Source organism: Flagellimonas algicola, from assembly GCF_005937185.1.
Classification (GTDB): Bacteria; Bacteroidota; Bacteroidia; order Flavobacteriales; family Flavobacteriaceae; genus Flagellimonas; species Flagellimonas algicola.
Genome location: NZ_VCNI01000001.1, coordinates 1,608,213 through 1,623,098, shown reverse-complemented (window position 1 = coordinate 1,623,098; position 14,886 = coordinate 1,608,213). Strand labels below are relative to the sequence as shown.

At 41.6% G+C, this 14,886-nt stretch carries 11 protein-coding genes; all 11 read left to right on the top strand.

Annotation, left to right across the window (positions count from 1 at the left end):
* The first annotated feature begins 150 nt into the window (after positions 1–150).
* The 11 genes from FGG15_RS07130 to FGG15_RS07080 all read left to right on the top strand — a co-directional run bounded on the left by FGG15_RS07130 (position 151) and on the right by FGG15_RS07080 (position 14,804).
* Entirely contained in the window at positions 151–2,604 is a 2,454-nt protein-coding gene (locus FGG15_RS07130; RefSeq protein ID WP_237561765.1) for a glycoside hydrolase family 2 TIM barrel-domain containing protein, read from the top strand.
* A gap of 128 nt (positions 2,605–2,732) precedes the next feature.
* Positions 2,733–3,842 carry a glycoside hydrolase family 117 protein gene (locus FGG15_RS07125; RefSeq protein WP_237561764.1) on the top strand — a complete coding sequence of 370 codons (1,110 nt, stop codon included), beginning with the start codon at positions 2,733–2,735 and terminating at the stop codon, positions 3,840–3,842.
* Between the two features lie 16 nt (positions 3,843–3,858).
* Positions 3,859–4,875, top strand: a complete 1,017-nt coding sequence (locus tag FGG15_RS07120; RefSeq protein ID WP_138834661.1) for a zinc-dependent alcohol dehydrogenase — start codon at positions 3,859–3,861, stop codon at positions 4,873–4,875.
* Between the two features lie 95 nt (positions 4,876–4,970).
* A complete protein-coding gene (locus tag FGG15_RS07115; protein WP_138834659.1) occupies positions 4,971–5,741 on the top strand; it encodes an SDR family NAD(P)-dependent oxidoreductase in 771 nt (256 codons plus the stop codon).
* Between the two features lie 78 nt (positions 5,742–5,819).
* On the top strand, positions 5,820–7,274 hold the full coding sequence (gene aldA / locus FGG15_RS07110) for an aldehyde dehydrogenase (RefSeq protein WP_138834657.1): 1,455 nt from the start codon (positions 5,820–5,822) through the stop codon (positions 7,272–7,274).
* Positions 7,275–8,366, top strand: a complete 1,092-nt coding sequence (locus tag FGG15_RS07105; protein WP_138834655.1) for a mandelate racemase/muconate lactonizing enzyme family protein — start codon at positions 7,275–7,277, stop codon at positions 8,364–8,366.
* A gap of 9 nt (positions 8,367–8,375) precedes the next feature.
* On the top strand, positions 8,376–9,419 hold the full coding sequence (locus FGG15_RS07100) for an aldose epimerase family protein (RefSeq protein WP_138834653.1): 1,044 nt from the start codon (positions 8,376–8,378) through the stop codon (positions 9,417–9,419).
* A gap of 75 nt (positions 9,420–9,494) precedes the next feature.
* Positions 9,495–10,517 (top strand): L-rhamnose/proton symporter RhaT, encoded by a 1,023-nt coding sequence (locus FGG15_RS07095; RefSeq protein WP_138834651.1) that lies wholly within the window; start codon positions 9,495–9,497, stop codon positions 10,515–10,517.
* Between the two features lie 18 nt (positions 10,518–10,535).
* Positions 10,536–11,252 carry an SDR family NAD(P)-dependent oxidoreductase gene (locus tag FGG15_RS07090; protein WP_138834648.1) on the top strand — a complete coding sequence of 239 codons (717 nt, stop codon included), beginning with the start codon at positions 10,536–10,538 and terminating at the stop codon, positions 11,250–11,252.
* Between the two features lie 36 nt (positions 11,253–11,288).
* Complete coding sequence (locus FGG15_RS07085; protein WP_138834646.1) at positions 11,289–13,103, top strand: DUF5060 domain-containing protein; 1,815 nt, start codon at positions 11,289–11,291, stop codon at positions 13,101–13,103.
* 51 nt (positions 13,104–13,154) lie between these two features.
* Positions 13,155–14,804, top strand: a complete 1,650-nt coding sequence (locus tag FGG15_RS07080; RefSeq protein ID WP_138834644.1) for a solute:sodium symporter family transporter — start codon at positions 13,155–13,157, stop codon at positions 14,802–14,804.
* The last annotated feature ends 82 nt before the right edge of the window (positions 14,805–14,886 follow it).

The window sequence follows — 14,886 nt, the reverse complement described above, 5'->3', positions numbered from 1 at the left end:
GCCAATCGGTTAATTTTCCAGACGGTTTTTCTATTGGAATTAGAGATTTCCAGAGAAGAGACAGGATATTTTAACTGACCCATGGATAGATTTCGGATTTACTTTTTGGCAATTGCAGTTTTAGGTATTTCGTGTTTAGATAAGCGGGATATGAATCGCGATTCTTTGGTTCATGCCGATTTCAATTTCGATTGGCAGTTCAAGTTGGTCGATTCTTTAAATGCAGGCAATCGCTGGAAAGATGTTCGTCTTCCCCATGATTGGAGCGTGGAGGCTTCCTTTGATTCTATCAATGGCGAAGGGGCAACAGGATACCTTCCAGGAGGGACAGGAATCTACCGTAAAAAGTTTCCATTAGAACTTGATGAAACACAAACAGCCTATCTCCTGTTTGATGGGGTCTACAACAATGCAACAGTTTCATTGAATGGAAAGGAGCTGGGTTTTCATCCTTACGGCTATTCACCATTTTATTTTGATATTTCATCACAGCTTCAAGCCAAAAGAGATTCAAATCTGTTGGAGGTAAAGGTGGACAGAACCCGATACGCGGATAGTCGATGGTATACTGGATCGGGAATTTATCGAAATGTCGAGTTGTTGGTAAAGAATAAGCTGCACATTCCGGTTTGGGGTGTTTTTGTTACCACTCCGAAAATAGATGGGAATCAAGCAGAAGTTTCAGTCGAAATTGAGCTTAGAAACAATTTTTTAGAAGACAAAAATATTGAGGTGTTGGCGGAAATTTTTAATCCGGAAGGAAAAAAAGTAGCCTCTAAATCAATTGCTGCCACTATTTTGGCAAATAACTCAAACAAAATTCAACAAAATCTTACCCTAAGCAATCCGCTTTTATGGAGTGTGGATACTCCGTATTTGTATAAGATGACCACATCAATCATTGAAAAAGGAGAAACCATTGATCAAAATGAAACCATTTTTGGTATTCGAAGCATACGTTTTGATGTCGATGAAGGTTTTTTCCTTAATGATAAAAACCTAAAAATAAAGGGCGTTTGCCTTCATCATGACGCAGGCCTTGTGGGTGCAGCTGTCCCCAAAGGAGTTTGGAAAAGACGACTGAAAAAATTAAAAGAAGCAGGTTGCAACGCCATACGTATTTCCCATAATCCAGGTTCCCAAGAATTTTTGGATTTGTGTGATGAAATGGGCTTTCTGGTTCAGGATGAATTTTTTGATGAATGGGATAACCCCAAGGACAAGAGAAAAAATATGAATGAGCAAAGTGTGGACTATATTACAAGAGGGTACACAGAGCACTTTCAAGAATGGGCCGAAAACGACCTGAAGAATACTGTTTTGGCTCACCGCAACCATCCGTCCATCATTCAATGGAGCATTGGTAATGAAATCGAATGGACCTACCCTCGAAATGGTGATGCTACTGGGTTTTTTAATAATATGCATTGGAGCGGCAACTATTTCTGGTCACTTCCGCCGTACCCTCCCGAAAAAGTAAAAGAACAGTTGGCCAAACTGCCAAAAGGTAAATATGACATTGGTGAAACTGCCCAAAAATTAGCTGATTGGACACGAGAATTGGATAGTTCTCGCTACATAATTGCCAATTGCATCTTACCCACTGCCAGTCATGAATCGGGTTATACCGATGCTCTGGATATGGTTGGGTATAGCTATCGTAGGGTTTTGTACGATTATGGACATGAAAAATATCCGGACAAACCAATCATGGGCACTGAAAACTTGGGTCAATGGCACGAATGGAAGGCGGTTATGGAACGTCCGTTTATCTCTGGGACCTTCCTTTGGACAGGGATAGATTATATGGGTGAATCCAATGGCGCTTGGCCTAAAAAAGGAACCAGTTCAGGGCTTTTGGATCTGGCAGGATTTGAAAAACCTTCTTACCACATGTTCAAATCTCTCTGGAACGAGGAACCACATATATATTTGGCCACCCAAACAGCGGATAATTCCATTTATAAAATTGATGCTACGGGCAATCCCGTTGCTGAAAATCCCAAAGCTTGGGAACAGGCATTGTGGGGCTGGCACAGGGTCAACGAGCATTGGAAATATAAAGATAAAGAAATGGTAATCGTAGAGGTTTATTCCAACCTCCATGAAATAGAACTGTTTTTGAACGATTTATCTCTTGGTATTAAAAAATTAAGCGACTTTGATGACCGTATTTATAAATGGGCCGTTCCATTTGAAAGTGGCATTTTGTTGGCAAAAGGCAAGAAGAATGGTAAAACTTTCGAAACAAAATTGACAACAGCTTCCGAACCAATAGCCATAGAGCTTTCAATAGACAAAACCGAGCTTTCCGCAAATGGGTACGATGTCGCCCATGTTATTGCTCAATTGGTCGACGCTCATGGGAATAAGGTAACAACGGAAGACCAAAAATTATCTTTTTCAATTGAAGGAGAGATAAAGGTTTTAGGAGTAGATACTGGTTCCGCAAGTAATGTCCAAGATTACCAATCAAACAAAATTAAGACTGATAAAGGAAGGTGTTTGCTCCTGTTACAATCAACGAAGGAAGCATCGGAGATCACCATTGGCGCCTCTTCCGAAAATTTAGCGAGCAACACAATTTCAATCATATCCAAATAAACTACAAAATGAAGGTAAATAAGATAGTTCTATTGTTAGTAACTTTTGTGCTGGTATTTTCTTGTGATTCCCCATCGAGCTCATCCAGCCAAAAAGAAAAGCAAACCAAGTTATTAGATGAAAATAGTATGATTACAGAAGAACAAATGGACAAACTGGGCATCACCAATAGCGAATACCTCAGTGCAGCATCAAAGCGTGCCCTCAATTGGCCGGATATCGGCAATGAGTGGTTTATTGAGTTCAGCGGCCCAACGCCGTTAAAAGGTGATTTGGCCTACGAAAAAGGCGTGGTCAGGCGAGACCCTAGCGCCATGATTAAGGAAAATGGTAAGTACTACGTTTGGTACTCGAAGAGTACGGGCAAAACGGACGGTTTCGGTGGCGATATAGAAAACGACAAGGTTTTCCCATGGGATCGCTGTGATATCTGGTACGCCACTTCTGAAGATGGGGTTACTTGGAAGGAAGAAGGCTTGGCGGTACCCCGTGGCAAAAAGGGTGCATACGATGATCGTTCAGTCTTTACCGTAGAGATTATGAAATGGGCTGATAAATATTACCTATGCTACCAGACTGTAAAATCACCTTATAATGTACGTGTCAAGAACCAGATAGGGCTTGCCTGGGCCGATTCACCAGATGGACCATGGACAAAAAGTAAAGAACCTATATTGAGTCCTGCCGATAACGGTATTTGGAAGGGTGAAGAGCAGAACCGGTTTTTAGTTGAAAAGAAGGGCGATTTCGACAGCCACAAGGTTCACGATCCCTGTATAATTCCGTACAAAGGTAAATTCTATTTGTACTATAAGGGAGAGCAAATGGGGGAGGAAATCACCTTTGGTGGGAGACAAATTCGACATGGGGTGGCAATTGCCGATAATCCGTTGGGCCCCTATATAAAATCTCCTTACAACCCTATTAGTAACAGCGGTCACGAAATTTGTGTATGGAAGTACAATGGGGGAATTGCTTCTCTAATAACCACCGACGGCCCTGAAAAAAATACGATTCAATGGTCTCCTGACGGAATCAACTTTGAAATTATGGCATCAATAAAAGATGCGTCACATGCCATAGGCTTGAATAGAAGTGCTGACAACGAGAGGGAACCCACAGAAATTCTTCGATGGGGCCTTACGCACATCTACAATAATTATGACGAACAGAGCATTATGCGGTTTACTTCCAAAAGGAGAACTTCACATGTGGCCAAGGGTGAAAAAGCGAAATAATTTAAAGAATTAGATATTGAAAGCAACGATATACGAAGGAAACAGAACCTTTTCGGTAATTGAAAAGGAATTAGAAGAACCGATCAAAGGCGAAGTACGAATAAAAGTCGCTTATTCTGGTGTATGCGGAACAGATGTCCATATTTATCATGGAATGATGGATAAACGCGTAAATATACCGGTTACCATTGGTCATGAAATGTCGGGTGTCATAGATGCCCTGGGCAATGGGGTGTCTGGGTTTTCAATTGGGGAAAAGGTGGTGGTTAGGCCATTGGATGACCGAGGTGCAAAACCCTCCGACAAAGGATTTAACCATATTTGTGAAGATTTGAAATTTATTGGCATTGACAGTCCTGGTTCAATGCAACAATACTGGAATGTTCCTGCGTTCACCCTCCATAAACTAAAGCCGGAAACTGATTTAAAATTGGCCGCATTAATTGAACCTTTGGCAGTGGCTGTACATGATGTTCGTCTAAGCGAACTGAAGGCGGGTGAAACAGCTGTGGTTTTGGGCGGAGGCCCTATTGGACTTCTAGTGGCTATGGTAGCAAAAGAAACCGGGGCTCAAGTGATTGTTTCAGAAGTCAATGAGAATCGAGTAACAAAGGCCAAAGAATTGGGCTTAAACGCAGTTAATCCCGTCAATATTGATTTGGTAGAATATGTTAAGGCCCAAACCGAAGGTCGCCGTGCCGATGTAGTTTTCGAAGTAGCAGGTGTGCAACAGGCCTTGGATGTAATGACCGAGATAGCGGGCATTCGCGGACGCATATTGATGGTAGCCATTCACGGACAGAAAAAAGAGGTGGACCTGTTCAAATTCTTTTGGAAAGAACTTAAGTTGATTGGCGCTCGGGTGTACGAAAAGGAAGATTATGAAAAAGCTATAGACTTAATCACAAAAAATGAACTCCCTTTTGAACAAATGATAACCGAGGTGCAGCCCTTGAGTAATATTCAACAGGTTTTTGAGGGAATCGACAATAATCCGGATGGATTAAAAGTCTTGATGGATTGTCAAGCATAAACCTGAGGGAATCAATTAACGAAAAGGCTCAATACTCCAGTATTTGAACGATTTTGAGTTCACTATTATAAAACACATCAAAATAAAAGACTTGCATGAGCATAGTAGATCAATTTAATTTAAGTGGCAAAACGGCCTTGGTAACGGGTTGCAAGAGAGGAATTGGAAAAGCAATGGCCATTGGTTTAGCTGAAGCTGGCGCGGATATTATTGGGGTAAGCGCTACCTTGGAAGAGGACGGCAGTTCCGTAGAAAAAGAAGTTACAGGGCTTGGCCAAAAATTCAAGGCATATGCTTGCGATTTTAGCAATCGTAAAGCCTTATACGAGTTTATAAAGCAGGTTAAAGACGATTTTCCTAAAATCGACATTCTTGTAAACAATGCAGGAACAATTCTAAGAGCTCCGGCGGTAGAACATTCAGATGAATATTGGGATAAGGTTATTGAGGTCAACCAAACTGCACAGTTTGTTTTGACCCGGGAAATCGGAAAGGAAATGGTGAAAAGAGGTGAAGGTAAAATTGTATTTACAGCATCACTCCTAACTTTTCAAGGAGGTATAACCGTACCGGGTTATGCAGCTAGTAAAGGTGCTATTGGCCAGATGACAATGGCATTTGCGAACGAATGGGCCGGTAAAGGGGTCAATGTAAATGCTATTGCACCAGGTTACATCAGTACCGATAATACCGAAGCGCTCCGTAATAATACTGAACGTGCCGATTCTATTTTGGCTCGTATTCCAGCAGGTAGGTGGGGACAGCCTGAAGATTTTAAAGGCCCAATCGTTTTTCTATGTTCCAACGCTTCCAATTATATGCATGGCGGTACCATGTTGGTCGATGGCGGATGGATGGGAAGATGATTTCTAAATGCATTTTTCCCTCTCTGGGGATTTCGGCTTTACAAAAACAGGTGTAGTACAATTATAATAAGAACAATCATGTCAGAAATAAAAGAATACCAACTATTCATTGATGGAAAATGGATAACATCAACTTCCGGTGAAACCATCGATGTGGTCAATCCAGCTACGGAAGAGTTAGTTGCAAGAGTTCAGAATGGAACAACAGAAGAAGCCCAAATGGCTCTTGAAGCGGCAGAGCTTGCTCAAAAATCATGGAAAAAGCTACCAGCACGTGAACGCGCGGAAATGCTTTACAAATTGGTTGATGAGATTAAAGCCAATGCAGATGAGTTGGCCGAATTATTGGTAAAAGAACAAGGCAAGTTGCTAAAGGTGGCCAAAATGGAAGTTGCTGTTACTGCTTCTTTTATTGAATATGCGTGCGAGGGGGCAAGAAGAATTGAGGGCGATATTATTCCTTCCGATAATCCTAACGAGCAAATATGGATTCAGAAAATTCCTAGGGGAGTGGTTGTCGCCATAACAGCTTGGAACTTTCCTTTGGCATTGGCCGGTCGAAAAATAGGGCCAGCTTTGGTTGCTGGTAACACTGTAGTAATAAAGCCGACTTCAGAAACACCCTTGGCTACCTTGGAGCTCGGTAATCTGGCCAAGAAGGCAGGACTGCCGGACGGGGTGCTAAACATACTTACAGGCCCAGGTAGGGCAATGGGTAATGCGCTCGTAGAGAGTCCGATCACTAAAATGGTAACCATGACGGGTTCAACACCCGTAGGACAACGAATAGCCCGTAATGCAGCACAAAACCTAACTCATGTTCAGCTAGAACTGGGAGGAAAAGCTCCATTCATCGTATTTGAGGATGCGGATATTGAAGCTGCGGTCGATGCTGCGTTGCATTCCCGTTTTGACAATTGCGGACAAGTCTGCACCTGCAATGAAAGAATGTATGTCCATGAGGGTATTTATGACAGCTTCATGGAAAAATTTATTGCAAAAACAAAAGCTTTGAAAGTTGGCGATCCCATGTTGGATGAAACAGATATGGGGCCCAAAGTCAATGCCTCCGAACTGAAGCATATGGAGCATTTGGTTGAGGTGAGTTTGAAAGAAGGAGCCACTCTGGCTACAGGTGGTAAGCGCCCCGAGGGAAGTCAATTCGATAAGGGCTATTGGTTTGAACCAACTGTTCTTATCAATGTTACCCAAGATATGACTATTGTTCATGAAGAATCGTTCGGGCCCATTTTACCAGTTTTGAAATTCAAAACTTTCGATGAGGTTGTTGGGTATGCCAACGATTGCGAATATGGTTTGGCTGCCATGGTTTTCACCAATGACATGAACACTATAATGAAGTGTAACGACGAATTGGAATACGGTGAAATTTACGTTAATAGAGGCCATGGCGAACAACATCAAGGCTTTCACAATGGCTACAAGCTAAGCGGTTCCGGTGGTGAGGATGGTAAATATGGTTTCGAGCAATACCTAGAAAAGAAAACCTTCTACATCAGACATAAAGCCTAAATGAATACGCGAATAAAAACGGTTGTATGTGATTTGTTTCGGGTTCCACTGCCGGAGGTTATGAACGATGCCAAACATGGTGACCATACACATTTTGAGCTGGTGACCACGACGATAACATTAGAGGATGGCAGTCAAGGAACGGGCTACACGTACACCGGCGGCAAAGGTGGTAGGGCTATAAAGGCAATGGTTCACTATGATATTGCTCCTGCCCTAATAAGAAAAGATGGCCTCGATGTAGATGGGATATATGACTTTATGGAATGGCACATGCATTATGTTGGGCGAGGTGGAATCGTTTCATTTGCCGTTTCTACAATTGATATTGCACTTTGGGATATCAAATGCAAAAAAGCTGGACAGCCGCTTTGGAAAATGGCCGGTGGTGCGGGAAATACATGTAAGGCCTATTGCGGGGGAATCGATTTACAATTCCCTATTCCGAAGTTGTTGAAAAATATGGAGGGCTATTTGGCAGCTGGATTCAATGCTGTTAAAATCAAAATTGGTCGGGAAAAACTTGATGAAGATATCGACCGGATAAAGGCAGTACGTGAATTTATTGGCCCTGAAGTGACTTTTATGGTTGATGCGAATTACTCAATGACTGTCGAAAAGGCTATCGAGGCAATTGAGCGATTTAAACAATATGATATCACGTGGTTCGAGGAGCCGATTATTCCCGATAATTATAAAGGTTTTGCCGAAATTTCGGATGCAACAGGCTTTCCATTGGCCATGGGGGAAAATTTGCATACCATTCATGAGTTTGAATATGCTATCGAGCAGGCCAAATTATCATATGTGCAACCAGACGCGTCCAATTGTGGCGGAATCACAGGTTGGTTAAAAGTAGCAAGATTGGCCAATGAGAATGGCATTCCCGTTTGCTCCCATGGAATGCAGGAACTACATGTTAGCTTGGTTTCAGCGCAGCCCAATTCGGGCTGGCTCGAAGTGCATAGCTTTCCTATAGACACATATACAAAAAGACCCTTGGTAGTCGAAAATTATCGTGCGGTAGCTTCAAATACCCCCGGAATCGGAGTTGAATTTGATTGGGAAAAATTGATGCCATACAAACAATAAAAGCATAAAATGAAAACAGTTGAAACTGATTTTGGAGATCTTGAAGGCAAAAAAGTAAAGCACTACACTTTGGAGAATGACAACGGTATGCTTGTTAAAATCTGCAATTATGGCGCTACTATTACCTCAATAGAAATTCCTAATAGCAAAGGGGAATTCGAAGAAATCGTATGTGGTTTCAACACATTTGAAAGTTATTTTTCCGATGCCTATAGAGCTAATGCACCATATTTTGGTGGAACAGTTGGCCGCTATTGTTCACAAATCAAAGATTCGATCTTTACACTGAATAGTGAGGAATATCAGCTGGCAAAGATTGTGGGCGATAATAATCTTCATGGTGGAGAAATTGGTTTTGATAAGAAAATATGGGCTGTAAAGTCCTTTGATGAAAACGTTGCAGAAATTGAAATGACCATTAAAAGTCTTCATTTAGAAGAAGGCTTTCCGGGCAATGTGGACGTATCGGTGAAATTTACGTTAACAAATAAAAATGAAATACGAATTGATTATCATGCAGAGACAGATGCCGACACGCCATTTACGATAACCAATCATACCTACTTCAATCTTTCGGGATTTTTCGAAAATGTGGAAAATCATTTTGTTAGAATCCATTCTGATACCAAGCAGATTTGGGATGCTACGGGAGCAGCTACTGGTGAGAATGTTTCTGTTAGGGGTTCGGTTGATGATTTAAGAAATGGTAAACGAATTGGAGACGTTCATAAAGCGCTAGGTGATGGTTTTGAACACTTCTACCTATTCAAAGAAAAAGGATTTGAATTGAAAAAGGTTGCTGAGGTTCATGAACCTAAAAGTGGCCGGACATTGCAAGTTTCAACTACCGAACCGGGTATGCTATTCTACACCGGAAAGTATACTTCAGATGAATTGAAAAGGGAATCAGGCCAAAAATATGGTAAGTACCGTGGCTTTTGTTGTGAAACGCATCGGTATCCCAATGGACCCAACATTCCCGATTCCCCGAAAAGTATTCTCAAGAAGGGAGAAGCTTATGATAGCACGACCATTTTTGCATTCAAATGGTAAAAAATAGCTTCGCCTTTTTCGTAAGAATTGGATGGAGCAAAATTTTAAACGAAAAACCAACTAAAAAACAATGTTATGATTGAAGGAGTTTTATGGGCAGTTTTTGCCGGATTAATGTTAGGGCTTTATGCCTTACCGGAAAAATTCACCAAAGGTTTCAAATATGAAAATACCTGGAGCCTCTTTTTTTTATTGACCATGTTTGTGGTGCCCATTATCGCTTCTTTAATGTTGATACAGGGTTTTCAAGAAATTTTCACAAATATGCCCATTGACATATGGGTTAAAATGGGGCTGTCCAGTTTTCTTTGGGGTATTGGAGTAATGATGTGGAGCAAGGCAATTAATCATATAGGGCTTTCACTTGGTTTTTCAATATTTATCGGAACCATTATTTTAGTGGGTTCACTACTGCCATTTATAGTAGATGGGATTCCTCCATCAAATGTATTGACTTTTGTCCTACTGGGGATTCTGGTGGTTCTGTTGGGAGTCATCCTCAATGGTAAGGCGGGTTTGACGAGGGAAAAAGACGAAGCAAAACTTAATGCAGATCAGACTACCAACTCGGATAAAGGTTCCATGACCACGGGCATATTAATTGCCGTTGTTGGTGGTCTGCTAGCTACCGGTTTCAGTTATGCAAATGCAGTGGGCAGGCCCTATTTGGAAGAAGCCGTTGCTCTACAGGGCAATGCCGGTTGGGTAACCGCAATTGCTGTAATGTTTCCTATTTTTATTAGTGGTGGTATTGTCATGACCGCATATTTTTTATGGCAATTGAATGCTAAAAAAGCATGGGGTGATTTTAGAACCAGCTCATTTAGCAGAAATTTTATGCTCATCTTAATCATGGCCGTATTCCATTATGCAGCTTCCGCACTTTTTGCTTATGCAGCCTCTAAATTGGGTGCCTCAGGTAATACGGTTGGTTATGCAATATTCAATACGGCATCTGTAGCCACGGCCATAGTGAGTGGCATTATCACCTCTGAATGGGTAAGAGCCTCTTCTAAAGCCCGAAATATGCTTTATGCCGGGCTCGCTTGTATGATTATAGGTATTGTGGTCATTGCTTATGGCAATGCACAAGCCTAATATTGAAACTTATATGGCATGAAAGGTAAAAATGCCTTTTCGCAAAGTATTTTAATTACGGGAGCTAACCGTGGCATGGGCCTGGGATATGTTCGTCATTATTTGAAAGAAGGAAAATCAATAATTGCCGCTGTTAGAACTATTGAAAAGCAAACAGAATTGGACCGGTTGCGAGAACAACATGCTGATCGCTTGTTGATTCTAAGATTGGATGTAAGCAACGAAGCATCTTTGGTAGGATTTACCAAAGAATTGAAAATGGTGCAACCTTCATTTCGCATCGTCATAAACAATGCAGGAATTTCGATGGAAGAAAAATTTGAAGCATGGACGATGGCGACTTTCGAAAAACATTTTCGCATAAATACTATCGGCCCTGCACTTACCTCGCAGGCCATAGCCCCATTCATGGCTAAGGGAGGAAAGTTGATACAGATAAGCTCGGGCATGGGTTCATTAAGCTGGAATATTAATCCGCTAAATCATTTTGATGCTTATGCAGCCAGCAAATGTGCCTTGCATAGCATTACGATTCGATTGGCAGAGAAGTTAAAGGCGAAGGAAATAGGGGTTTTTGCGATTAATCCGGGTTGGGTCAGAACCGAAATGGGAGGTGATGATGCAACAACCAGCATTGAAGAAGCCGTAACAGACATTACATCGACCATAGCACAGCTCAAATTTCGCCAAACGGGTAGTTTTTTATCTGAAAAAGGAGAAATAATACCTTGGTGATTAGCGAATTAAGAATCAAATTTTATCAAAGAACACATGAAAATAAATAGGTTTTATATCGGACTATTGTTCCTTACATCAATTATTCTGAATAGGGTTGAAGCCCAAGAGGTAGAAGGGGAGCTTAAAAAGTGGCATAAAGTTACTTTGGTTTTTGAAGGACCTGAGACTTATGAACAGGCTGAAGAAAATCCTTTCCTTCAGTATCGTTTAAATGTCACGTTCACGCACACAGCAACTGGTGCGGAATTTTTGATTCCGGGTTACTTTGCTGCCGATGGTGATGCGGCTAATACAAGTGCTGAATCCGGTACCATTTGGAAAGCTCATTTTACACCAAACCAAGTTGGGGAATGGCAATACACGGTCGATTTTAAAAAAGGAAAATGGGCAGCTGTCCGAACTTCGGAAAAGTTGTCAAGTGCCGGGTTTATGGATGGGGTATCGGGTAAATTTATCATCGCAGAATCGGATAAATTCGGAAGGGATTTTAGAGGAAAAGGAATGCTCGAATATGTAGGGGAGCGGTACTTGAAATTTCAGAATGGAGAGTATTTTTTGAAATGCGGCCCAGACGCGCCTGAAAATTTGCTGGCATACGACCAATTTGATGGCACTTTTCATAAGGACGGACATAAGGATGAATTAGTAAAGACATGGGACGCACATCGGCAAGATTGGAAAAATGGTGATCCCACTTGGAAAGATGGGAAAGGTAAAGAACTTGTCGGGGCCATAAATTATTTGGCTTCAAAGGGAATGAATGCCTTTTCCTTTTTAACCATGAATATTGCTGGCGATGACCGGAATGTTTTTCCCTACGTTGATTACGATACATGGGATCGCTTTGATGTCTCGAAGCTGGCACAATGGGAAATTCTTTTTGAACATGCCAATAAGCTGGGCATGTTCCTGCATTTTAAAACCTTGGAACATGAAAATCAAGGTTTGTTGGATAATGGTGGAACAGGACTCTATACCAAACTCTACTACCGCGAGTTGGTGGCCCGTTTTGGTCATCATCTTGCATTAAATTGGAACCTTGCAGAAGAGACGGGCGACTGGACAGAAACCCCACCGACCTTTCCTCTTGATGTGGCCGAACGGATTCGGTTAGCAGAATATATTTCGGAAATTGACGCGTACAACCATCATATCGTAATTCATAATGGCCATTGGTTTGATGGTTTATATGGTCAGAATACCAAGTTTACAGGCGCCTCTTTGCAAACAAACAAAGAAGATTTTAGCAGGGTACATTCACAAATTCTTCGTGTTTTAGAAGAATCAAAAGCCGCTGGTAAGGTATGGGCTGTAGCCTGTGATGAGCCGGGCGATGCCCAACATTCCCTAATCACGGATACCGAAGATCCCGCACATGACAACGCCCGGAAAAATGGGCTTTGGGGTGCAATGATGGCAGGGGCGTGGGGCACCGAATGGTATTTTGGATATAAGCATCCACATTCAGACCTAAGTTGCCAAGATTTTCGTTCGCGAGATTTGTTTTGGGACCAAGGCAAAATCTGTTTGGATTTTTTCAATGACAATAAAATTCCTGTTTGGGAGATGGAATCGAACGATGCTCTTATCTCTTCGGAAGGAGATTATGTGCTGGCCAAGCCAGGGGAAAGTTATGTGGTGTTTTTAAAACAGGGAGGGGAAGCTACCTTGGATATGGGCAATGTAGAAGGGAAATATGAGGTTTCTTGGTATAATCCAAGAAAAGGTGGCCAACTACAACAAGGAAAAATAAAGTCTATTTCAGGCACAGGAAAGCAGTCTCTAGGATGGCCCCCTGTTAAAAAGGAGAAAGATCTGGATTGGGTAGTTCTGGTAAGAAAGAGATAATATTATGTCAGTGGAGTCAAAAAACGAGTTCGTCTATTCAATTCCAAAAATATGATAGCAATTATTTCTTTTATTGGATTTACCGCACTAGTTGCCATAATCGCCTATTTGGCAACAAGAAAGACAGATGAAAAGTCCTCAGACGGCTATTTTTTAGCAGGGAGAAGCCTTACTGCAGGTGTCATTGCGGGTTCCATTTTGCTTACTAATTTGTCTACAGAGCAGATTGTGGGCTTGAATGGCCAAGCCTATACTGAAGGTATTTTGGTAATGGCTTGGGAAACACTTGCAGCAATAGCAATGGTAATCACCGCACTTTTTTTATTGCCAAGATACCTTAAGCAGGGGCTTACAACTATTTCAGAGTTCTTGGCAGATAGATTCGATGTAGCTACCAAAACATTGACCTCGGGATTGTTCCTAACGGGATATGCCATTGTGCTTTTACCGGTCATATTATATTCAGGTTCCGTAGCCATTGTGGGGATGTTCGATATTCCTTTGCTTTTAAATATAACTGAAACCCAAGCTATATGGATCACGGTGTGGGGCATAGGAATTGTTGGTTCCGTTTATGCAATTTTTGGAGGACTCAAAGCTGTTGCAGTTTCCGATACCATCAATGCAATTGGCCTATTGACCGGTGGTCTTTTGATTCCAATATTCGGTTTGGTGGCGATCGGAAATGGAAGCTTAATCGAGGGCATATCGGCGCTAACGGAATCGAACCCCGAAAAATTTAAGTCGCTGGGCGACGAAACGGCATCAGTACCTTTTACAACGATATTTACCGGTCTGATGTTGGTTCAACTTTTTTATTGGGGAACCAATCAGCAAATTATTCAACGTGCTTTAGGCGCCAAAAATTTGGCCGAAGGACAGAAGGGTTTGATGTTGGCAGCTTTCATAAAGATTCTTGGCCCTCTCATTGTTGTACTGCCCGGTGTAATTGCCTATCATCTTTTTGAGGGAACACTGGATAATGCTGATCAGGCCTATCCCAGGTTGGTCAGGGAAGTACTCCCAAACTACTTTGTCGGTTTCTTCGCCGCGGTGCTTTTTGGGGCTATTTTAAGTTCTTTCAACAGTGTGCTTAATAGTTCCGTAACGTTGTTTGGAATAGACATCTACAAACAGCATATCAACAAATCGGCAGGTGAATCCTTAGTGGTCAAAAGAGGTAAAACCTTCGGAATTTTACTTGCCATATTTGCTATGTTCGTAGCGCCTTTCATTGCAAATGCAGGTAGTCTTTTTGCATATTTACAAGAAGTGAACGGCATTTACAGCATTCCAATTCTAACTGTATTTGTCATTGGTTATTTAACAAAACGAGTGCCGGCCATAGCTGGTAAAATTGGTATTATTTCGGGTTCCTTACTCTATATTTTCAGTCAATTTTTATTAAAACCCATTCTAGTAAACAATGCTTTGGAGAAAGCGAAAATTAACGGAATAACAGATGAAGCAAGTTTATTGCTGATCGAAGTGGAAGCCTATCCACATTTCTTACATATTTGTGCGATTCTCTTTTTGATGAATGCCGGTATCATGCTTCTAATCGGAAGAATTTGGCCATCACCTAAACCCTATGTCCAAGAGTATACCAAGAAAGTAGATATTGAACCTTGGCAATATGTCAAACCTGTGGGCTTAGTTATTTGTTTGGTGGTCGTTGCTATCTATGTCTACTTTGCATAACGGGCAGACTGCCTTTAAGATTTAGAATGTTGGAAAAGGAATTACTTGGCACAACCTGATAAGGCCAGCATCATTTTTGGAT

Coding starts and splice junctions, on each gene's coding strand:
- FGG15_RS07095 (WP_138834651.1), top strand. CDS start 9,495: ATGATTGAAGGAGTTTTATGGGCAGTTTTTGCCGGATTAATGTTAGGG.
- FGG15_RS07100 (WP_138834653.1), top strand. CDS start 8,376: ATGAAAACAGTTGAAACTGATTTTGGAGATCTTGAAGGCAAAAAAGTA.
- aldA (WP_138834657.1), top strand. CDS start 5,820: ATGTCAGAAATAAAAGAATACCAACTATTCATTGATGGAAAATGGATA.
- FGG15_RS07115 (WP_138834659.1), top strand. CDS start 4,971: ATGAGCATAGTAGATCAATTTAATTTAAGTGGCAAAACGGCCTTGGTA.
- FGG15_RS07105 (WP_138834655.1), top strand. CDS start 7,275: ATGAATACGCGAATAAAAACGGTTGTATGTGATTTGTTTCGGGTTCCA.
- FGG15_RS07085 (WP_138834646.1), top strand. CDS start 11,289: ATGAAAATAAATAGGTTTTATATCGGACTATTGTTCCTTACATCAATT.
- FGG15_RS07080 (WP_138834644.1), top strand. CDS start 13,155: ATGATAGCAATTATTTCTTTTATTGGATTTACCGCACTAGTTGCCATA.
- FGG15_RS07130 (WP_237561765.1), top strand. CDS start 151: ATGAATCGCGATTCTTTGGTTCATGCCGATTTCAATTTCGATTGGCAG.
- FGG15_RS07090 (WP_138834648.1), top strand. CDS start 10,536: ATGAAAGGTAAAAATGCCTTTTCGCAAAGTATTTTAATTACGGGAGCT.
- FGG15_RS07125 (WP_237561764.1), top strand. CDS start 2,733: ATGATTACAGAAGAACAAATGGACAAACTGGGCATCACCAATAGCGAA.